At 72.8% G+C, this 18,936-nt stretch carries 17 protein-coding genes; 14 read left to right on the top strand and 3 right to left on the bottom strand.

Annotation, left to right across the window (positions count from 1 at the left end):
- Nucleotides 1–221 precede the first annotated feature (221 nt).
- The 5 genes from ABZ808_RS27450 to ABZ808_RS27470 all read left to right on the top strand — a co-directional run bounded on the left by ABZ808_RS27450 (nt 222) and on the right by ABZ808_RS27470 (nt 3,875).
- On the top strand, nt 222–479 hold the full coding sequence (locus ABZ808_RS27450) for a hypothetical protein (protein ID WP_357011867.1): 258 nt from the start codon (nt 222–224) through the stop codon (nt 477–479).
- Between the two features lie 21 nt (nt 480–500).
- The gene (locus ABZ808_RS27455; RefSeq protein WP_357011869.1) at nt 501–1,298 is read left to right on the top strand and encodes an alpha/beta fold hydrolase; all 798 of its coding nucleotides are present in this window, start codon (nt 501–503) and stop codon (nt 1,296–1,298) included.
- A gap of 132 nt (nt 1,299–1,430) precedes the next feature.
- Nucleotides 1,431–2,060 carry an HAD-IA family hydrolase gene (locus ABZ808_RS27460; protein ID WP_357011872.1) on the top strand — a complete coding sequence of 210 codons (630 nt, stop codon included), beginning with the start codon at nt 1,431–1,433 and terminating at the stop codon, nt 2,058–2,060.
- A 97-nt stretch (nt 2,061–2,157) separates the two neighbouring features.
- Nucleotides 2,158–2,670, top strand: a complete 513-nt coding sequence (locus ABZ808_RS27465) for a GNAT family N-acetyltransferase (RefSeq protein WP_357011874.1) — start codon at nt 2,158–2,160, stop codon at nt 2,668–2,670.
- Between the two features lie 62 nt (nt 2,671–2,732).
- Nucleotides 2,733–3,875, top strand: coding sequence for a polysaccharide pyruvyl transferase family protein (locus ABZ808_RS27470; RefSeq protein ID WP_357011877.1), 1,143 nt, complete (start codon nt 2,733–2,735; stop codon nt 3,873–3,875).
- 9 nt (nt 3,876–3,884) lie between these two features.
- Here ABZ808_RS27470 and ABZ808_RS27475 read toward each other — a convergent pair whose 3' ends face one another.
- A complete protein-coding gene (locus tag ABZ808_RS27475; protein ID WP_357011880.1) occupies nt 3,885–4,091 on the bottom strand; it encodes a hypothetical protein in 207 nt (68 codons plus the stop codon).
- Between the two features lie 251 nt (nt 4,092–4,342).
- Between ABZ808_RS27475 and ABZ808_RS27480 the strand changes: the two genes are divergently transcribed.
- Both ABZ808_RS27480 and ABZ808_RS27485 read left to right on the top strand, forming a co-directional pair.
- The gene (locus ABZ808_RS27480) at nt 4,343–7,555 is read left to right on the top strand and encodes an SNF2-related protein (protein WP_357011883.1); all 3,213 of its coding nucleotides are present in this window, start codon (nt 4,343–4,345) and stop codon (nt 7,553–7,555) included.
- A 79-nt stretch (nt 7,556–7,634) separates the two neighbouring features.
- On the top strand, nt 7,635–8,543 hold the full coding sequence (locus tag ABZ808_RS27485; protein ID WP_357011885.1) for an SWIM zinc finger family protein: 909 nt from the start codon (nt 7,635–7,637) through the stop codon (nt 8,541–8,543).
- A 4-nt stretch (nt 8,544–8,547) separates the two neighbouring features.
- On the opposite strand, the gene ABZ808_RS27490 is transcribed toward ABZ808_RS27485, so the two are convergent.
- The gene (locus tag ABZ808_RS27490; RefSeq protein ID WP_357011888.1) at nt 8,548–8,805 is read right to left on the bottom strand and encodes a DUF3040 domain-containing protein; all 258 of its coding nucleotides are present in this window, start codon (nt 8,803–8,805) and stop codon (nt 8,548–8,550) included.
- 432 nt (nt 8,806–9,237) lie between these two features.
- On the opposite strand from ABZ808_RS27490, the gene ABZ808_RS27495 reads away from it, so the two are divergent.
- From ABZ808_RS27495 to ABZ808_RS27515, 5 genes are read left to right on the top strand one after another with little or no spacing between them, the layout of a single operon-like run.
- Nucleotides 9,238–11,358, top strand: a complete 2,121-nt coding sequence (locus ABZ808_RS27495) for a DUF1800 domain-containing protein (protein ID WP_357011890.1) — start codon at nt 9,238–9,240, stop codon at nt 11,356–11,358.
- Between the two features lie 8 nt (nt 11,359–11,366).
- Nucleotides 11,367–12,749, top strand: coding sequence for a DUF1501 domain-containing protein (locus ABZ808_RS27500; RefSeq protein ID WP_357011893.1), 1,383 nt, complete (start codon nt 11,367–11,369; stop codon nt 12,747–12,749).
- Nucleotides 12,746–14,164, top strand: coding sequence for a ferredoxin reductase family protein (locus ABZ808_RS27505; RefSeq protein WP_357011895.1), 1,419 nt, complete (start codon nt 12,746–12,748; stop codon nt 14,162–14,164). The genes ABZ808_RS27500 and ABZ808_RS27505 overlap by 4 nt, the downstream gene beginning before the upstream one ends.
- 11 nt (nt 14,165–14,175) lie before the next feature.
- Nucleotides 14,176–14,772, top strand: a complete 597-nt coding sequence (locus ABZ808_RS27510) for an FMN-binding protein (RefSeq protein WP_357011898.1) — start codon at nt 14,176–14,178, stop codon at nt 14,770–14,772.
- A 49-nt stretch (nt 14,773–14,821) separates the two neighbouring features.
- A complete protein-coding gene (locus tag ABZ808_RS27515) occupies nt 14,822–15,544 on the top strand; it encodes an FAD:protein FMN transferase (RefSeq protein WP_357012018.1) in 723 nt (240 codons plus the stop codon).
- 559 nt (nt 15,545–16,103) lie between these two features.
- On the opposite strand, the gene ABZ808_RS27520 is transcribed toward ABZ808_RS27515, so the two are convergent.
- Nucleotides 16,104–16,775 carry a bifunctional DNA primase/polymerase gene (locus ABZ808_RS27520; protein WP_357011900.1) on the bottom strand — a complete coding sequence of 224 codons (672 nt, stop codon included), beginning with the start codon at nt 16,773–16,775 and terminating at the stop codon, nt 16,104–16,106.
- Between the two features lie 251 nt (nt 16,776–17,026).
- Between ABZ808_RS27520 and ABZ808_RS27525 the strand changes: the two genes are divergently transcribed.
- Together ABZ808_RS27525 and ABZ808_RS27530 are read left to right on the top strand one after the other, a co-directional pair.
- Nucleotides 17,027–18,256, top strand: coding sequence for a helix-turn-helix domain-containing protein (locus ABZ808_RS27525; protein WP_357011903.1), 1,230 nt, complete (start codon nt 17,027–17,029; stop codon nt 18,254–18,256).
- Between the two features lie 16 nt (nt 18,257–18,272).
- Nucleotides 18,273–18,845: a flavoprotein gene (locus tag ABZ808_RS27530; protein WP_357011905.1), complete on the top strand. Its 573-nt coding sequence runs from the start codon at nt 18,273–18,275 to the stop codon at nt 18,843–18,845.
- Nucleotides 18,846–18,936: the final 91 nt, after the last annotated feature.

Here is an 18,936-nt window from a genome sequence, read left to right on the forward strand (position 1 = left end):
GCGCCGTCCCGTTCAGCACCCGCCGGCAACTCGCCCATCAGCTCGCCCTGGCCCGCCAGGAGAACGCCGAGCGGCGTGCGGCCCGCCGCGACGAGCTGCGGCGCGAGGCGTACGTCGGGTTCCTGAGTGCCTGCGACCAGGCGTACCGGCGGCTGGACCGGCGGTGGGTCGAGCCCGCCGGGGACGGGCACCCGCCCGGCTACGACGAGACGTACGCGGCGATGCGCGCCGTGGACGAGGCGTACAACCTGGTGTTGCTGGAAGGCCCGGCGGACGTCGCGGCGGCGGCCCGGTCGGTGCTGGCCAGCCTCACCACGGAGTACGCCGACCAGCGCCGGCTGGCCGGCGAGCCGGGCGACGCGGTGGTGCCGCTGCGCGACAGGCACCGGGACCGCTGGCTGGCCGCGATCGAGGTACGGACGGATCGGCGCGTTGCGTACGTCGACGTCGTGCGCCCCGTGTTGGATCGGGACGGGTGACGCCGAAGAGCGGGAGGCCGGGTGAGTTACGCGCAGGTCAACGGGCTGCGGCTCTGGTACGAGTCGCACGGCACGGGTCGGCCGCTGGTGTTGCTGCACGGCGGCTACGGGTCGGTGGAGATGTTCGCCCCGGTCGTGCCGGCGTTGGCCGAGCGACGCCGGGTCGTCGCGGTCGACCTTCAGGGTCACGGGCGCACGGCCGACGTCGACCGGCCGCTGCGCTACGAGACGATGGCCGACGACATCGCGGCGCTGCTCGGGCACCTCGACCTGTCCACGGCCGACGTGCTGGGCTACTCGCTGGGCGGCGGTGTCGCGCTGCGTACCGCGATCCAGCATCCGGCGTTGGTGCGTCGGCTGGTGCTGGTCTCCACCCCGTGCAAGAGCGCCGGCTGGTATCCGGAGGTGCTGGCCGCCATGGCCACCCAGGACGAGCGCACCGGCGAGCAGATGCGCGGCACGCCGCCACACGTGCTCTACGAGCGGGTCGCCCTGCGTCCGCAGGACTGGCCGCGGCTCTGGGCCAAGAGCGGTGACCTGTTGCGCCGTGACTACGACTGGTCGGCCGAGGTGGCCCGGCTGAGCATGCCGACGATGCTGGTCTTCGCCGACGCCGACTCGATCCCGACCCGTCACGTGGCGGAGTTCTACGGGCTGCTCGGCGGCGGGCACCGCGACGCCGGCTGGGACGGCACCGACCGTCCGGCGGCCCGGCTGGCCGTGCTGCCCGGGCACACGCACTACGACATCATCGCCGCGCCGGCCCTGCCGGCGGCGGTGCTGCCGTTCCTCACCCACCAGGTCGGCGCGCCCACCTGATCCCCGGGCTGTCGAGGCGGGGTGGTGGTCCGGCGCCGTCGGTGTGGTCCAGGGCGCGACGGTGGCACCTGGCCGGCGGCCCGATCGGCAGCTCCCTATCCTCGTTACGGAGCGTATTCGGGGAGGGTGATCGTGGAGCTGGCGGACATCGACGCGGTGCTGTTCGACATGGATGGCACGCTGGTGGACTCCGACGCCGCCGTGGAGCGGGCGTGGGAGCAGTGGGCGGCCGAGTACGCCGTCGTGCCGGCGGCGGCGCTGGCGATCGCGCACGGCAGGCCCGCCGATCAGACGATTCGCCGGCTGCTGCCCGCACTCGACGACGCGGCGGTCGCCGTGGCGGCGGCCCGGCAGTTGGCATTGCAGTACGACGACCTGTCGGACGTGTCGCCCACCACCGGCGCCCACGAGCTGCTGACGACCCTTGCCCGGTTGGGGATGCCCTGGGCGGTGGTGACCAGCGCCGACGCCCGGCTGGCCGAGGCCCGGCTCGGTGCCGCTGGCATCGAGCCGCCGGTGCTGGTCACCGTGGAGGACGTACGGGCGGGCAAGCCGGACCCGGAGGGCTACCTGCGCGCGGCCGCGTTGCTCGACGTGCCGCCGACGCGGTGCCTGGTCGTCGAGGATGCCGAGGTCGGGCTACAGGCCGGGCGGGCGGCTGGCGCGCTGACCGCTGCGCTGAAGGGACTCGACGGCGACCTGCGGCTGGTCGACCTGACGCAACTGGCGGACGGACTGGCGTCGGCTCCCACGGCACGCTGACCGGCGACAGGAACCAGTCGGTGGGTGGGGTGGCAGGGTCGGGTCGGTTCTGCTGCACTACCCGCTGGAGGCTGACACCCAGAGGAAGGCGGAGCCGGTGGATGTGACGTTGACGCCGTTGAGCGAGCAGGAACTGGCCCGGTTGCGGGACCCGCTGGAACGGGCGTACGCCGAGGATCTGGCCGCGCACCAGGGGATGAGCCCACAGGCGGCGCGGGAGCGGTCGGCGGACCAGCTACGGCAGTTGCTGCCGGCGGGCGCGGCCACCGAGGGGGTGCTGCTGCGGATGGCGCGGGTCGGCGACACCGAGGTCGGCTGGATCTGGGTGACTCTGCCCGGGGCGGCCGGAGCCACCGACGTCACTCGTGCCTGGATCCACAACATCGAGGTGCAACCGGCGCATCGGGGACGGGGGTACGCACGGCGGATGATCCAGCTCATGGAGGCGGAACTCGCCCGACTCGGGGTGCCCGAGCTGGGGCTGAACGTCTTCGGCACGAACACCGTGGCGATCGGGCTCTATCAGAGCCTCGGATTCCAGGTCACCGCTCAGCAGATGGCCAAGCGGATCGACCGGCGGGCTGACCCGGCGGCGACGCCGGTCCCCTGAGCAGGACTGTTCGTCCGTCCAGCGGGAAACCGCGCCGGACCGCACCCGGGGAGGAGCGACGGATGACGCATGACGCCGGACTGACGATCGGTGTGCTCGGCTCGTACGGTGGTCGGAACCTCGGTGACGAGGCGATCCTCACCGGCCTGCTCACCGATCTGCGCACGCAGGAGCCGAACGCCCGGATCATCGTCTTCTCCCGCAACCCGGACCACACCCGGGCCGCCCACCCGGACGTGGAGGCGGTGCCCTGGGAGGGCGTCAGCCGCACCGACTCCGCGCTGGTCCTGGCCCAGCTCGACCTGCTCATCCTGGGCGGCGGCGGCATCCTCTACGACCGGGAGGCCCGCCGCTACCTGCGGGTCGTCCGGGTCGCCCAGGAACGGGGCCTACCCCTGATCACGTACGCGGTGGGGGTCGGGCCGCTCAGCGACGCGGTGGACACCGGCATGGTCCGGGAGACGCTCGCCAGCGCAACCCAGGTGACCGTCCGCGACCAGGAGTCCCGGATGGTGCTGGAAGAGGCGGGCCTGCTCAACCCGATCACGGTCACCGCCGACCCGGCGTTCCTGTTGCAGCCGGCGGACTTCCCAGCCCACCTGCTGGCCGAGGAGGGTGTGCCGGTCGGCAAGCCGCTGGTCGGGATCAGCGTGCGGGAGCCGGGACGGGCCGCCGAACGCCTCGACGTCGACGGCTACCACCGGCTGCTGGCCCAGATCGGTGACTTCCTGGTGCACCGGATCGACGCGCACGTGCTGTTCGTGCCGATGGAACGCGACGACATCCGGCACTCGCACGGGGTGCTGTCGCACATGGTCGCCGCCGAGCGGGGGCGGATCCTGCACGGCAACTACTCCCCGGAGCAGGTGCTCGGTCTGATGCGCCACTTCGATCTGGCCGTCGGCATGCGCCTGCACTTCCTGATCTTCGCGGCGATGGTGGGCACGCCGTTCCTGCCGCTGCCGTACGCCGGGAAGGTCTTCGATCTGGCCCAGCGGCTCGGTGTGCCGGCGCTGCGCGGCGTGGAGCGGGAGGTCGAGGGTCCGTTGCTGGCCGAGGTCGACCGGCTCTGGGACGAGCGCGAGGCACGTGCCGAAGCCACCGCCCGGCGGGTCGCCGAGGTCTGCGAACAGGCCCGAGGCACCTCGGAGGTCACCCGCGCCGTGCTGGAGAGGCTGCGCAGCCAGACCCTCACCCGGGTCTGATCCGGCTGGTCACACCGCCGGGCCGGTCCACCGGTAGCGCCACTCGCGGGCTTCCTCGCGGGCGGACTCCAACTCGTAGATCTGCGCCTCGGCCAGCCCTCCGGACCCGAGGTGGTGGTGGGTGAGCGGCGGGCGGCCGTTGCTGTCCAGCTCGACGGTCACGGTCTGCCCGTCCGCCGCGCCGCCGACGAGGAGGATCTGCACGGAGGAAGCCATGCGCCCATCCTGCCTGCCGTGCCGCCCACGCGCAGCGGATAGCGGGGCAGCGCGACGGCTTGATCACCACGGGATCGGCGAAGTCGGGGTGTCCCGCCTACTCGGATACCGCGATATCAGCGATACCGAGTCGATCACCCCAGCAGCGTCGCGGTGAGCCCGTGCGAGCCCGCGCGTGTCGACCGGTGGTCGGGAACGCAGGCCCACCGGGGCCGCCTATCCTGGGCGCGGGCGGCGACGAGGGGGAGCACGTGCTGGTCATCCACGGGCTGTGGCTGCCCGGCGACGGCGCGTCCGCCGGCCTCGCCGTCTGGGCGGAGGACAGCGCCGCCCCGGCTGCCGTCGCACCGCGCTCCGGCCGGCCGCCCCGCGAACGCCCGCACCCGTTCGCCGCCGGGCACGCCGACCTGGCCGCCGTCCTCGCCGACGCCGCCGAGCCAGCCCGCCCCGACACCGCGCTGCTCACCCTGCCGACCCGGGCGGGCGCGCCGACCGACTCACCCGAACTGATCCGGACCGCCGTCGAACCTGCGGCCCGCGGCCGGCTCACCCTGGCCGGGTGGCGGGTCCCCATCCTGGTGTACGCCCCGGACGACGCCCTGCCCCTCCTACGCGCCCTGGACGACCTCCCGGCGGTGCCCGGGGCCACCCTGCGCCACCTCGCCGAAGTGGCCGACTTCGCCGCCGACCTGGTGACCCGGGGCCGCGTCCTGCCGGGTGTCAGCCCGACGGCGGGTATCGCGTCGTCAGGTGCCGGCGTGGCCGAGCCGCCGCGCCCACCGGCGGTCGGACGCGCGGCGCGGCCGGCGGAGGCGGGAGCGACGGTGACGGCACGTGCCGTGTGGCGTCCGCTGCTGACCGGCACCGACGCCGGCTGGGCGCGGTCGCTGGCACTGGCGCTGCCGCCGGCCGCCCGAGCCGCCGCCCCGGCGACCACCGATTCGAGCGACGCCGAGCTGACCGCTGGTGTGCTGGTCGCGGATGCGCTCGACGCGCTGACCGACGCCGCCGCCCGAGCCGCGCTCTCGACCACCACGCTGGCCCGAGGGCTGCGTCCGGGCGGGCCCGCGCCGGCCTGGCTGGCGGCGCTCACCGGCCCGAGCCGCGACTTCACCGTCGACCCGGCGGCGCTGGCCACCCTTCGCTCCGAGCTGGACAACTGGCAGCGGGACGCGGCAGGCGGCGCGGTCCGGGCCAGCTTCCGCCTGGTGGAACCGCACCCCGAAGAGGTCACCGAACCGATCCTGGCCACCCGGCACGAGCCGGCCGACCGCGTCCCGTCCGATGGCGGGCCGGCCGGTGGCGGGCGGTGGCGACTGGAGTTCGGGTTGCAGGCGGCCGACGAGCCCGGCCTGCACGTCGACGCCGGGCAGATCTGGCGGGCGCCGCACAGCCTCGGCGGCCTGGCCGGCGCTACGGCCAACCCGCAGGAGACCCTGCTCGCCGAGCTGGGCCGGGGCAGCCGCCTCTGGCCGGACCTGGACGCCGCGCTGCGCACCGCCGCACCCGAGGCGATGGAGCTGGACATCGAGGGCGCGCACCGGTTCCTCAGCGAGGGTGCCCCGGTGCTGCACGCCGCCGGCTTCGGGGTGCTGCTGCCGTCCTGGTGGCAGCGCCCGTCGGCGCGGCTCGGCGCCCGGCTGCGCGCCCGGAGCCGGACCGCGCCCGGCACGGTGGCCGGCACCGAGGCGGGCGTCGGCTTGGACGCGCTTGTCGACTACCGCTGGGAGGTGGCGCTCGGCGACCAACCGCTGTCCGCCGACGAGTTGGCGGCGCTGGCCGAGCTGAAGACCCCGCTGGTGCGGCTGCGCGGCAGGTGGGTGGAGCTGGACCCGGGGCGGCTCGCCGCCGGGCTGCGGCTGCTCCGGTCGGCCGGCGAGCTGACCGTCGCCGACCTGCTCCGCCTCGGGCTGGCCGACGGTGACGACACCGGGGCGCTGCCGGTGCTGGAGGTGACCGCCGACGGGGCGCTGGGCGACCTGCTCGCCGGTGCGGTGGAGCGCCGGCTCACCCCGCTCGATCCGCCGCCGGGCTTCGTGGGGACACTGCGGCCGTACCAGCGGCGTGGGCTGGCCTGGCTGGCCTTCCTGCGGTCGCTCGGCCTGGGTGGCGTGCTCGCCGACGACATGGGGCTGGGCAAGACCGTGCAGTTGCTCGCGCTGCTCGCCGGAGACCCACCGGAGGCCGGACCGACCCTGCTGGTCTGTCCGATGTCGCTGGTCGGCAACTGGCAGCGGGAGGCGGCCCGGTTCACGCCGGGGCTGCGTGTGCACGTACACCATGGGGCGGAGCGGGCGCGGGGGGCGGAGTTCACCGCGGCCGCGCACGGCGCGGACCTGGTCCTCACCACCTACTCGGTGGCCGCCCGCGACGCCGTCGACCTGGCCGGCATCGACTGGCACCGGGTGGTGGTGGACGAGGCGCAGGCGATCAAGAACGCCTCGACCCGGCAGGCCGAGGCGGTCCGCGCGCTGCCCGCCCGGCAGCGGGTGGCGGTCACCGGTACGCCGGTGGAGAACCGGCTCGCGGACCTCTGGTCGATCATGCAGTTCGCCAACCCGGGCCTGCTCGGGCCGGCCGCGACGTTCCGGAAGCGGTTCGCGGAGCCGATCGAGCGGCACGGCGACGCCGAGGCCGCCGAACGGCTGCGCCGGATCACCGGCCCGTTCGTGCTGCGACGGCTCAAGACCGACTCGTCGATCATCTCCGACCTGCCGGAGAAGCTGGAGATGGAGGTGCTCTGCAATCTCACCGCTGAGCAGGCCGCCCTCTACCAGGTGGTCGTCGATGACATGCTTGCCCGAATCGAGTCCAGCGACGGCATCGAACGTCGCGGGCTGGTGCTGGCCACCATGACCCGGCTCAAGCAGGTCTGCAACCACCCCGCCCAACTGCTGCGCGACGGGTCGCCGCTGGACGGCCGCTCCGGCAAGCTGGCCCGGCTGACCGAGATCGTGGAGGAGGTGCTGGCGGCGGGGGAGCGGGCGTTGCTGTTCACCCAGTACGCCGAGTTCGGCGCGATGCTGCGCGGGCACCTGTCGGCGCGGTTCGGCCGGGAGGTGTTGTTCCTGCACGGTGGGCTCGGCAAGGCCGAACGCGACGCCATGGTGCAGCGGTTCCAGTCGGCCGACGGGCCACCGCTGTTCGTCCTCTCGCTCAAGGCCGGCGGCACCGGGCTCACCCTGACCGCCGCCAACCACGTGGTGCACGTGGACCGGTGGTGGAACCCGGCGGTCGAGGACCAGGCCACGGACCGGGCGTTCCGGATCGGGCAGCGGCGGCGGGTGCAGGTCCGCAAGTTCGTCTGCGCCGGCACCGTGGAGGAGAAGGTGGCCGCGATGATCGCCGACAAGCGCAGCCTCGCCGAGCGGGTGGTCGGCACGGGCGAGCAGTGGATCACCGAGCTGTCCACCGGGCAGCTACGGGAGCTGTTCGCCCTGGAGGCCGGCGCGGTGGTGGAGTAGTGAACGAGCGGAGCGAGCGAACCATCAAACACAGCAGCGTTGTGCCTCGCGCCAGCGCGGAGCGCAGCGGAGCGCTGGCGTGAGTACGGACCGGTTCGCCGACTACGGCCGCCCCCGGCGGGTCGACGGTGGCCTGCGGGCGCGCAGCGCCCGGGGCGCGATAGGGCAGTCCTGGTGGTCGCGGCGTTTCCTGGAGGTGCTGGAGTCGTTCGCGCTCGGCACCCGGCTGACCCGTGGCCGGTCGTACGCGCGGGCCGGTCAGGTGCTCCGGCTCGACATCGCACCCGGCCGGGTCACCGCCCAGGTGCAGGGCTCCCGGCCGCGGCCGTACCAGGTCTCCATCGCGTTGGCCGCGTTCCCAGCCGCCCTCTGGTCCCGGATCGAGGCGGAGTTGGCCGGGCAGGCGTTCTTCAGTGCCCGGCTGCTCGCCGGTGACCTGCCTGACGAGCTGGAGGAGTTGTTCGCCGCTGCCAGCGCGCCGCTCTTCCCGGGCACGGTGGACGAGCTGACCCAGCGCTGCAACTGCCCCGACTTCGCGGTGCCGTGCAAGCACCTCGCGGCCACCTTCTATCTGCTGGCCGAGGCGTTCGACGCGGACCCGTTCGAGCTGCTGCACTGGCGCGGGCGGTCCCGTGCGGAGCTGCTCGACCAGTTGCGCGCCCGCCGGGCCGAGGCCACCGGGACGGCGGTCACCGCCCCGCCCGTCGACGCCGTGTCCATCCTGGACGGCGACGGTTCCGGTGTGGATCTGCTGCCGTCGGCCGGTGCGGCGCGGGCGCTCGCCGGGCTGTCGGCAACCCCACTGGCCGAGACGACGGACCGGTTCTGGGCCCCGCCGGTGCCGCTTCCCGACCGACCGCCCCGACTGGCGACCGGGCCGGATCTCCTGCTGCGCCAGCTCGGCCCGCCGGCACCGGCCATCGGAGGGCCGGGACTACTTGAACGGCTCCGTCGCGCGTACCGGGCGTTCGGCCCGGCCGACCGGTGAGCCATCACGTCCAGCGGCGGCGGAACCGCCACATGATCGCCGCGTTGGCCACCAGCACCACCGCGCAGATCGCGCCGGCCATCCGGCCGGCGAACACGGCCATCGCCGGAAGCGACGCCCACAGCACGATGGTCAACAACATCAGATAGCGGCCCCGGCGGGCCCGGACCCGGTGGTCGAGCCGGGCGAAGAAAGCCGGGTCACTCTCCCGGAGCTGACGGGTGATCTGGTCGAACCTGCGCTGATCCTCTTTGCTGAGCATGGCGCTGCCTTCCCCTCACGCGTTCAGCGGTTCGGCGGCATACCCGCTGCTGCGGCGGCTCACGCTCGCCCGCTGCTCCTACTTTTCCCTCCGCATGAGGGCACCTCACGTCCTGCTTATCCGGACCTTAAGTTTGTCTGTGGCCGTTAACGACGCCGAATGTGTCACGTACGGCGGCGCGGTCCGATCCGTACCGGGCTGTCGGACGTCCGCCCTGCTGGGAAGGTCGGAGCCCGACCCGCGTAGGTGACCCGCCACGACGGCGGTGGTGAGGCCTGTCTTAAGTGCCCTCACGAGCGCGTTCGGGCCACCTTGAAGGCACCTGGGCGCTTGGTTACCTTCCCGTAGCAACCCCCTCAGGCAACAGTCGCCGCACCTGCCGCACCTGCTCGGTCGCAGCTTCCGGCGCTCATCAGAAATCGGGATTGGTACATGGCCGACCAGAATGTGCCACCACGTCGACCGCGGGACGACCGCGGCTGGGACGGACGCCAGCACCACAGTGCGGACGGGTACGGCGACTCCGCGTCGTACGGGTACGACTCGCCCCACCCCTACCAGGGCGGCTACCCGGCGCAGGCCGACCCGCGCGACCAGTACGGCGACGGGTACGCACACGCCGGACATCCCGCTCCCGCCCCGCGCGGGCCGCAGTGGGTCGGCCCGGAGGGGCTCGGCCGCCCGGTCCCGGCCCGCCAGGCCGGCAGTGGCCTGCCCACACTGGACGATGACGACGAGCCGGGCCGCAAGGTCGGCCGGCGCAAGGCCATGGTCGCGCTCGGCGGTACGGCCGCCGTCGTGGCCGGCGGCGCGGCGCTCGCCATGACCCCGCAGTTCCGCGGCCTCTTCGGCGACGAGGCGGTGGCCGGCGACGCGACCGGCAGCACGGTGACCGACGGCAACGCGGCGCGGCCCAGCGGCCAGCAGCCCAGCACGGTGCGCACCTACACGGAGCAGAACGAGAGCTACATGGGCTCCCGGGCCGGTGAGGCGCTGAAGAAGAACGCGCCCGCCGGTGGTCGAACGTTCTCCGGCCCGGCCGCGGCCGCCGCCGACACCCAGGTGACGGTCAAGACGGTGCTGGCCAAGGACCCGATCCTGCACCTGGCCCGGCGGGCCACCTTCGGCGCGACGCCCGCCGTGGTCGCCGACATCAAGAAGCAGGGCATCGACGCCTGGATCCGTGCCCAGCTCGACCCGGACAAGCTGGAGCCGAGCAAGGCCGAGCTGAAGATCGCCGAGCTGCCCACCCAGTCGCTCACCGTGCAGCAACTGCGCGACCAGCGGGAGAAGCTCAACGAGCAGGGCGCCCAGCCGCAGCGGGAGGTGGTCGACGCCACCCTGGCACGGCAGATCTGGTCGAAGCGCCAACTGTTCGAGGTGATGGTCGACTTCTGGAACGACTTCCTGCACGTCGCCGCCGACTTCGACGGCGGTGAGGCGTACCGCACCTCGTTCGACAAGGACGTGGTGCGCAAGCACGCGCTGGGCAGCTACCCCGAGATGCTGGTCGCCGCGAACAAGCACCCCGCGCTGCTGATCTACCTGAACCAGAAGGACTCCCGCAAGGACGCGATCAACGAGAACCTCGCCCGGGAGAACCTGGAGCTGTACTCGGTCGGCGTCGACGGCGGCTACACGGAGGGCGACGTCCGCCAGGCCGCCATGTTGCAGACCGGCCGTGGCGTCGACGACAAGGGCCAGTACCGCCTGCGCGTCAACCAGCACTACATGGGCAAGGTGAAGATCCTCGGCTTCACCCACCCGAACACCTTCAGCATCGGCGACGTCAACAACCCGACGCCGAAGGAGATCGCCGCCGTGGACGCGGCGATCGACAAGTACATCACCTACATCGCGATGCACCCGTCGACCGCGAAGTACGTGGCGCAGAGCCTGGCCACCCGGTTCGTCTCGGACACCCCGCCGAAGTCCCTGGTGGACCGGCTAGCCAAGTCGTACAGCAGCAACAACGGCATGATCAAGCCGGTGTTGATGACGCTGTTCAGCTCCTCGGAGTTCTGGGCGGCGGTGGGCCAGAAGGTGCGGCGGCCGATGGAGTACCTGGTGGCTACGTACCGGACGCTGGGCGTGGCGCCGGAGGCGTCGCCGACGCACAACAACGGCGACAACAAGCGCACCCCCTTCGCCCGGGGCCTGCGGCAGGTCCACGACAAGCTGCGGGAGTTGGGCCAGTACCCGATGGGTCAGCCCACCCCGGACGGCTACCCGGACGTCTACGTCGCGTGGACCTCGGCCGGCACCATGGTCAACGGCTGGAACGAGGCCGGCGAGATCGTCGCCGGCTACCGCACCGCCTTCACGTACACGCCGCCGCAGAAGCTGGTCGCCAAGCCGCCGGCCACCGCCGGGGCGTACGTGGACGCGCTCTCCCTGCGGCTGGTGGGCCAGAAGCTGAGCACCCGGGAGAAGAACCTGATCCTCGGCGTGGCCGGCGTGCCGGCGACCGCCAAGGTCGACGCCACGTTCAACGGGGCCATCACCGCCGTCGCGCGGGCGATCCTCGCGTCCCCCCAGCACCACCTCCGGTGAGGCACCCGATGGAGAAGACTGTGTACAACTCTTTCCCCCTGCACCCCGAATGCCCCGACCTGCGGCGGCTGGCCGACAACCCGGCCGAGGCGCTGCTGCGCGCCGAGGCGGACATCGTCGCCGCCGAGAACGCGGCCGAGGCCGACCGCTACCGCACGCTGGAGGACCTGGAGGAGGCCCAGCAGGACGGTCGCGGTGTCACCCGGCGGACCTTCGTCGCCGGTGCGGCGGCGACCGCCACCGCGCTGGCCACCGCCCAGTTCGTCACCACCTCGGCGTCGTTCGCGGCGACCAAGACCGGCACGCTGATCCACGTCTTCCTCTACGGCGGGCTGGACGGGCTGAGCCTGGTGGCACCGGACAACGACCCGGTGCTCGCCAAGGCCCGCCCCGACCTGCTGCTCGGCAACGACTCGCTCGCCCTGAGCCGGGGCTTCAAGCTGACCAGCGCGTTCAAGCCGCTGGAGCAGTGGCTCAAGGCCGGACAGTTGGGCTTCATCCCGGCGGCCTCCGACGAGCGGCTGTCCCGCAGCCACTTCCAGGCCGCGGACGCCTGCAACCTGGGCGGGCTGCCCAACGAGACCGGCGGCCGGGGCTGGCTGGACGGACTGGTCGACAACCTCGGCAAGGGCACGGCGTTCCGCAGCGTCGGCATCGGCAGCACGCTGCCCCGCTCGCTGGTCGGCAACAACGGCGCGATCTCGCTGAACAGCGTCGGCTCGCTGAAGCTCAACGGTGACGACCGGTTCCGGGCGGCCACCGAGAAGGCCATCAAGGGGCTCTTCACCGGGATCAACCACCCGGTCGAGGAGGCTGTGCAGGAGGGAATGGGTGCGCTGGCGACCGCGCAGAAGCTCGCCGCCAAGCCGTACCAGCCCGCCGAGGGCGTCACGTACGAGGGCGTCGGGCGGGCGTTCCAGCAGCTCGCCCAACTGATCAAGGGCGGCGCCAACGTCCGGGTCGCCACCGTCGGCATGGGCGGCTACGACACCCACGAGAACCAGGGCACCCGCGAGGGCGGCCAGCTGCACCGCCGGCTGGGTGAGCTGGCGAAGGCGATGGCCGCGTTCTTCACCGACCTCGGCCCGCAGGCCGCCGACGTGACGATCATGGTGTCCAGCGAGTTCGGCCGTCGGGTCGGCTCCAACGGTGGCGGCACCGACCACGGCCACGGCGGCGTGATCACCGTCCTCTCCGGCAAGAAGCTCGCCGGTTCGCTGCTCGGCACCTGGAACGGCCTGGACAAGCTGGACTCCGGTGACGTGCCGGAATACAACAACATGTTCAACGTCTACGGCTCGCTGGCCCAGGGCCGGTTCGGGCTCACCAACGCGGAGGTGCAGAAGGTGTTCCCCCGCATGAAGTACGCCCCGATGAAGCTGTACGCGTGACGTACCCGCACACCCACGCCGCCGGCCGCCGCACCGGGACCTCGTCCCGGCACGGCGGCCGGTCGGCTGAGCCCGTACCCCCGCAGATCCCGGCCCGGCGCGGACCCGGCGGCCGGCGGTTCCTGGCGGTGCTGCTCCTGGTCGGGCTGCTCGCCAGCGTGCTGCCCTGGTGGTTGGGAACCCCCGCCGGCTCGCTGAGGACTACCGCGGCGACCGTGACCGCGGCCGGCCGGATCACCGGCCTGGTCGCCGGCTACCTGCTGCTGGTGCAGGTGCTGATGATGAGCCGACTGTCGGTGCTGGAACGGTGGATCGGTGGCGAGCACCTGTCCCGCTGGCACCGCGACATCGGCGCGACGCTGCTGGTGGCCGTGTTGGCGCACATGTCGCTGATCCTCGTCGGCTACGCCGACCTGCGAAACCAGTCGATCATGGCCGAGGTGGGCACGCTGCTCGGCGACTACGAGGACATGGTCTCCGCGTTCGTCGCCACCGGCATCATGGTGCTGGTCGGGTTCAGCAGCATGCGGGCGATCCGGCGGGCGCTGCCCTACGAGCTGTGGCACCTGCTGCACCGGTCCAGCTACCTGGTGCTTCTGCTCGGCTACGGGCACCAGTTCACCCACGGCGCGCAGCTCTACAAGCCCGGCCCGGTCCGCACCGGCTGGATCGCCCTCTACCTGCTGGTGGTCGCCGCCCTGCTCTGGGGCCGGGTGATCGCGCCACTGGCGTTCAACCTGCGGTACCGGCTGCGGGTCGCCGACGTGGTCGCCGAGAGCCAGGACACCATCTCGATCTACCTCACGGGCGAGCGGCTGGGCCGGTTGGAGATGCTCGGCGGGCAGCACTTCCGCTGGCGCTTCCTCACCCGGGGCTGCTGGTGGCAGTCGCACCCGTTCTCCGTCTCGGCCGCCGCGAACGGCCGCTGGCTGCGGCTCACCGTCAAGGTGGTCGGCACGCACACCGCGGACCTGCGCGACCTGGACACGGGCACCCGGGTCTGGGCCCAGGGCCCGTCGGGCACGTTCACCGCCGCGCACCGGCTCCGCGAGCGGGCGCTGCTGATCGCCGGCGGCAGTGGCATCACGCCGATCCGGGCCATGCTGGAGGAGTTGCCGCCGGGCGCCGCCCTCATCTACCGGGCCCGCACGCCCGCCGACGTGCTGCTCAGCCGGGAACTCGACTGGCTGGCCCAGGAGCGCGACACCTCGATCTGGTACGTCATCGGCTCCCGCGACGACCCCGGCCCCCGTCAGCTCATGAGCCCGGACGGGCTACGTCAACTCGTGCCCGACGTGGCCCGGCGCGACGTCTACCTGTGCGGGCCGCCCGGGCTGGTCGAGCAGTCGGTGCGCGCGTTGCGCCGCGCCGGCGTACCGCGTCGGCAGATCCACCTGGCCACCTTCGAGTTGTAGGAAGGCATCGCATGCGCCGCGCGCTCCTCGCGATCACCGGCCTGGCCGCCAGCACCACCGCGCTCGTGGTGCTGAAGGGCTCGCCGGGCGTCACCCAGGCCGCCCCGGACCTGGCAGCCGGGCAGCCGGTCAACCCCACGCCGCAGGGCGCCGACCCGGGCCTCACCCCGGCGGCCCCCGGCGCCGACCCGGCGGGCGCGACGCCGTCGCAGAGCGCCAACGCGCCGGTGTCGCCCAAGCCCGGCAAGACCACCGCCCGCCCGTCGGGCACCCGCACCACCACGAAGGCACCGACCGCGCCGCGCACCACCAAGGCGCCCCAGCCGACCACCCGCCGGATCACCGGGCCGGGTGTGGACAACGAGTACGGGTACGTGCAGGTGCAGATCGTGGTCTCCGGCAACCGGATCATCGACGCCACCACCCTGTCGCTGCCCAGCGGCGGCGAATCCGACATCCACAGCGGCGATGTCCGGGACGCCTACAACGGCACCGGCGGCGAGGTAGTCCGCAAGCAGAGCGCCAACCTCAACACCGTCTCCGGCGCCACCGAAACCAGCAACTCCTACAAGCAGTCGCTGCGGGCTGCCATCGAGCAGGCGTTCTGACGTGCCGGCCGCGACGACCCGACCCGGGCTGTGCCGGGTCGAGCAGATCATGGGTACGGCGATCACCGTGGACCTCGCCGACGACCTGCCGCCCGCGCGCCTGCACGAGCTGGCCGATGACGTCTTCGCCTGGATGCGCGAGGTGGACGCCCGGTTCAGCACGTACCGGGACGACAGCGAGGTGTGCCGCTTCGACCGGGGCGAGGTGCTGCTCTCCGAGGCGTCGGCGGAGCTGCGGTTCGTGTTGGAGGCGTGCGCCGACCTGTGGGGCGACACCGACGGGTTCTTCGACGCGTACGCCACCGGCCGGCTCGACCCGTCTGGTTTCGTGAAGGGCTGGGCGGCGCAGGTCGCCTCTGATCGGCTGCTCGCCGCCGGAGCGGGCAACCACTGCGTCAACGCCGGCGGCGACGTGCGCGTACGCGGTCTGTCTCCGGCGGGGGAGCCGTGGCGGATCGGCATCCGGCACCCGTGGGACGAGATGGCGACCTGCCTGGTGCTCGCCGGCACGGACCTGGCCGTCGCCACCTCCGGCGTCTACGAGCGGGGTCGGCACGTGCTGGACCCGCGCCGGGGCGCACCGGCCGACGGGCTGCGCTCGGTGACCGTGGTCGGCACCGACCTCGGGATCGCCGACGCCTACGCCACCGCAGCCCTGGCCATGGGAACCGCCGGAATCGGCTGGCTGGACCGCCGCGCCAACCACACCCACGCGGTCATCACCGACAACGCCCGCCAGTACAACTCCGCCACCCTCCCGCTAACAGACTGACCCCACCCCCACGCCACCCCACCCACCCCGCCCAACGTCGTCCCCGCGCCCCCCACGACCCGCGCCGCCCCACGACCCCGCCCCACCAGCCGCGATCTTGCAGTTTTGGTCGCTGGTTCGTCTGGAATGCGGTGATTGTCGGGGCAGGAAGTGCAAGATCGCGGGGGAGGGGGGACGGGCTAGCGTACCGGGCGGTGGGTGCCGGCGGGGCGGGTGCCGGTGGGGCGGGGGCGGCCGGGGCGGGAGCCGGCGGGCCGGGTGCCGGCCCAGCGGTGCCCGGGGTGGCTGCGGCGGGGCGGCTCGGTACCGCCGGGATGCGGCGCTCTGTCGTCCGTGGACATCGTTCCCCCGATCATGGCGCGCGTTCGCGCTGTCCCTTGGTCGCTGTCCCTCTGCTCAACGAGGACCGCCGCCCCGGCGACGCTGTCGGTCACCGGATCGGGTCGGTGGCCCGGACCGGCCCAGCGACCCGACACGGCCGCGGCGGACCGGCTCACATGCCCCGACACGGCCGCGGTGCGCCGGCTCACATGCCCCGACATGGCCGCGGCGGACCGGTTCACATGCCCCGGCGCGGCAGCGGCAGGTGGCCGGGGAGCAGGTCGAGGGTGAGCGTCACCCCGGTGGCGCGCAGCGCCTCGATCAACGTGTTCTGCACCAGGTAGGAGTCGGGAAGCTGCCACCGGGCCTGCTCCGGGGCGACCGCCCAGCGGACCGTCCCCTCGGGCAGCCGGGTCGGCGGTGCCGGAATCCACGAGCCCGGCCCGTGCCGGACCACGTGGAAACAGTGCTCCAACTCCGGTCGGAGCGGATCGCCGGGGCGTACCAGGAACATCCACCGACCGGTCGGGGTGACCAGCACCGGCCCGCGTACGCCGGTGCCGGCCGGGTGGGTCCGCACCGCGTCGAGCACGTGCCGACCGAGGTGGGCCGGCACCTCCAGCACGTCGAAGGCCCGCCCGGTGGGCAGCAGCACGCCGTGTGGGCGCGTCCGCCACCAGGTGGCCACCCGGGCCGGGTCGGCGCTCGCGGCCAACTCCCAGTTCTCCAGGGCGGGGTGGCAGCCGACGGTGGGACAGCCGGCCCGGCCGCACACGAACCGGCTGCGGGCCAGGCAGGCGCCGGGGGTGACCTCCCATCCGTGTACGGCGTACCGGATGGCGACCCGGCGCAGCCGGACCCGTTCCAACGGCGACAGTTCGGCGACGCGCGGTCCGACGTTACGCCACATGTTGTGTCATCTCCCCTCGTCGGGCCTGGCGAACGCCAGGTCGCATGTCGAGCACCGTCACTGCCGTAACCCGCGATCGTTGAGGTTGACGAACGGCTCGTGCAACTTGCACGAAAAGTACGAGGACTGGCTATCCGGCTGACGTACAGGCTGTGCGACCAGCGGAAACCTGAAGAGCACGTTGGACCGCCGCACCCGCGGACATCGCTCCGTCCCGATGGGACGGTGGCGGCAGGGGAGGGGATGGGGAGATGGACGAGCTACCCATAGGGCGGCGAGTGGCCTACTGGCGGGGCCGACGCAAGATGTCGCAGCAGGTTTTCGCCGACCGGTTGGGCAAGTCGAAGAGCTGGGTGGACAAGGTCGAGCGTGGCGTCCGTCGGCTCGACAAGTTCTCGGTCCTCTACGAGATCGCCGACATCCTCCAGATGGACGTGCAACTGCTGATGGGCAGGGATCCGGAGCGGCGTACGGACGCGCTGAACTGCATCGACCAGGTCGAGGTGCAGGAGATCCGGGCGGCCCTGGAGCGGTACGACTCGATGAGCGCCTACTTCGACGCGGCGCCCTGCCCGCCCCCGCTGGACGACATGCGCAAGGCCGTCAACCACGCCTGGCTCACCTACCAGTACGGCCGCTACGGAATGCTCACCCGGGCGCTGCCGAAGCTGCTGCGCGACGCCCAGGCGGCCGACGCCGCCTACGACGGCGCGCAGGCCCCGGAGGCGGCCCATCTGCTCGGGCAGGTCTACCAGATCGCCTCCTCGGTGCTACGCAAGCTCGGCGAGTGCGAGCTGGCCTGGCTGGCCGCGGACCGGTCGATGGCGGTGGCCCAGCGTGCCGACGACCCGCTGCTGGCCGGCATCGCCACCACCCGGGTCTGCAACGCCCTGGTCGCCATGGGCCGGGCCCGTCCGGCGCTGGAGTTGAACGTCCAGATCGCCAACCGGCTGGCGCCCGGCGGGAGCAACGAGGTCTCCCCGGCCCGGCTCTCGGTCTACGGGATGCTGCTGCTCCAGGGCGCGATGGCCGCCTCCCGGATCGGTGACTCGGCCAGCGTCGACGACCTGATCAACTGCGCGGAGGAGGCCGCGACGCTGCTCGGCAGCGACCAGAACCACTACTGGACGTCGTTCGGCCCGACCAACGTCGAGCTGCACCGGGCCGCCGCCGCGGTGGAGCTGGGCGACGGGGGCCGTGCGGTGGAGGTGCACCAACTGCGCATCTCGGAGCCCCTGTTCAACGCGTTGCTGCCCGAACGCCGCGCCCACCACCTGCTCGACATCGCCCGGGGGTACGCGCAGATCGGCGACGTGGCGAACGCCGGCGAGATGCTGCTGCTCGGCGATCGGCTCGCGCCGTCGGAGATCCGCTGCCGGCCGATCGCCCACGAGGTCATGTCGGACATCCTTCGTCGCACACGTGGTGCGCCGCCTTCTCCGGTAGCGGAGTTGGCTGAGCACATGGGAGTAGGGGTATGAGCGCGGAGCCGGTCTGATGGCCGGCGGACAGCGCACCAGCGAGCACCGCGCGGTGCTCTATGTCATCGCCTGCGGTTCGCCGCTGGCCCGTCACGTCGGGCGTCTGGTCGACCTGGCCCAGCAGGACGACTGGGATGTCTGCGTGGTCACCACACCCGACGGCGCCAAGTTCGTCGACCAGTCCGCACTGACCCACCAGACCGGGCATCCCGTGCGAACGCACTACAAGAGCCCCGGTGACCCGGACGTGCTACCACCGGCCGACGCCATGATCGTCTGCCCGGCGACCGTCAACACGGTCAACAAGTGGGCGGCCGGGATCGCGGACACTCTCGCCCTCGGGTTGCTGGTCGAGGCGCAGGGCAAGGGCCTGCCCATCGTGGCGGTGCCGTACACCAACGTCGCGATGGCCGCCCACCCGGCGTTCCGGGCCGGCGTGGCCCGGCTGGCCGACTGGGGTGTCACGATGCTCTTCGGTGATCATGTCGTCGCCCTGCACCCTCCCGGGACGGGTGAGCAGCACCTGCACATGTTCCCCTGGCAGTTGCCGCTGGCCGCGCTGCGTACCGTCGCGTACCGCGCGGCCTGAGCGCTCGACGGTCGCGTCCGGCGGGTCGCCCGACCGGTCCGGCCGGGCGTCGCCGCCGGACCGCCATCGCGCCGGTAAGCTGGGCCGCCGT

The sequence above is a fragment of the Micromonospora sp. NPDC047527 genome, assembly GCF_040643015.1.
GTDB lineage: Bacteria > Actinomycetota > Actinomycetes > Mycobacteriales > Micromonosporaceae > Micromonospora.

Coding starts and splice junctions, on each gene's coding strand:
- ABZ808_RS27450 (WP_357011867.1), top strand. CDS start 222: ATGCGCGCCGTGGACGAGGCGTACAACCTGGTGTTGCTGGAAGGCCCG.
- ABZ808_RS27470 (WP_357011877.1), top strand. CDS start 2,733: ATGACGCATGACGCCGGACTGACGATCGGTGTGCTCGGCTCGTACGGT.
- ABZ808_RS27475 (WP_357011880.1), bottom strand. CDS start 4,091: ATGGCTTCCTCCGTGCAGATCCTCCTCGTCGGCGGCGCGGCGGACGGG.
- ABZ808_RS27490 (WP_357011888.1), bottom strand. CDS start 8,805: ATGCTCAGCAAAGAGGATCAGCGCAGGTTCGACCAGATCACCCGTCAG.
- ABZ808_RS27495 (WP_357011890.1), top strand. CDS start 9,238: ATGGCCGACCAGAATGTGCCACCACGTCGACCGCGGGACGACCGCGGC.
- ABZ808_RS27500 (WP_357011893.1), top strand. CDS start 11,367: ATGGAGAAGACTGTGTACAACTCTTTCCCCCTGCACCCCGAATGCCCC.
- ABZ808_RS27510 (WP_357011898.1), top strand. CDS start 14,176: ATGCGCCGCGCGCTCCTCGCGATCACCGGCCTGGCCGCCAGCACCACC.
- ABZ808_RS27515 (WP_357012018.1), top strand. CDS start 14,822: ATGGGTACGGCGATCACCGTGGACCTCGCCGACGACCTGCCGCCCGCG.
- ABZ808_RS27520 (WP_357011900.1), bottom strand. CDS start 16,775: ATGTGGCGTAACGTCGGACCGCGCGTCGCCGAACTGTCGCCGTTGGAA.
- ABZ808_RS27525 (WP_357011903.1), top strand. CDS start 17,027: ATGGACGAGCTACCCATAGGGCGGCGAGTGGCCTACTGGCGGGGCCGA.
- ABZ808_RS27530 (WP_357011905.1), top strand. CDS start 18,273: ATGGCCGGCGGACAGCGCACCAGCGAGCACCGCGCGGTGCTCTATGTC.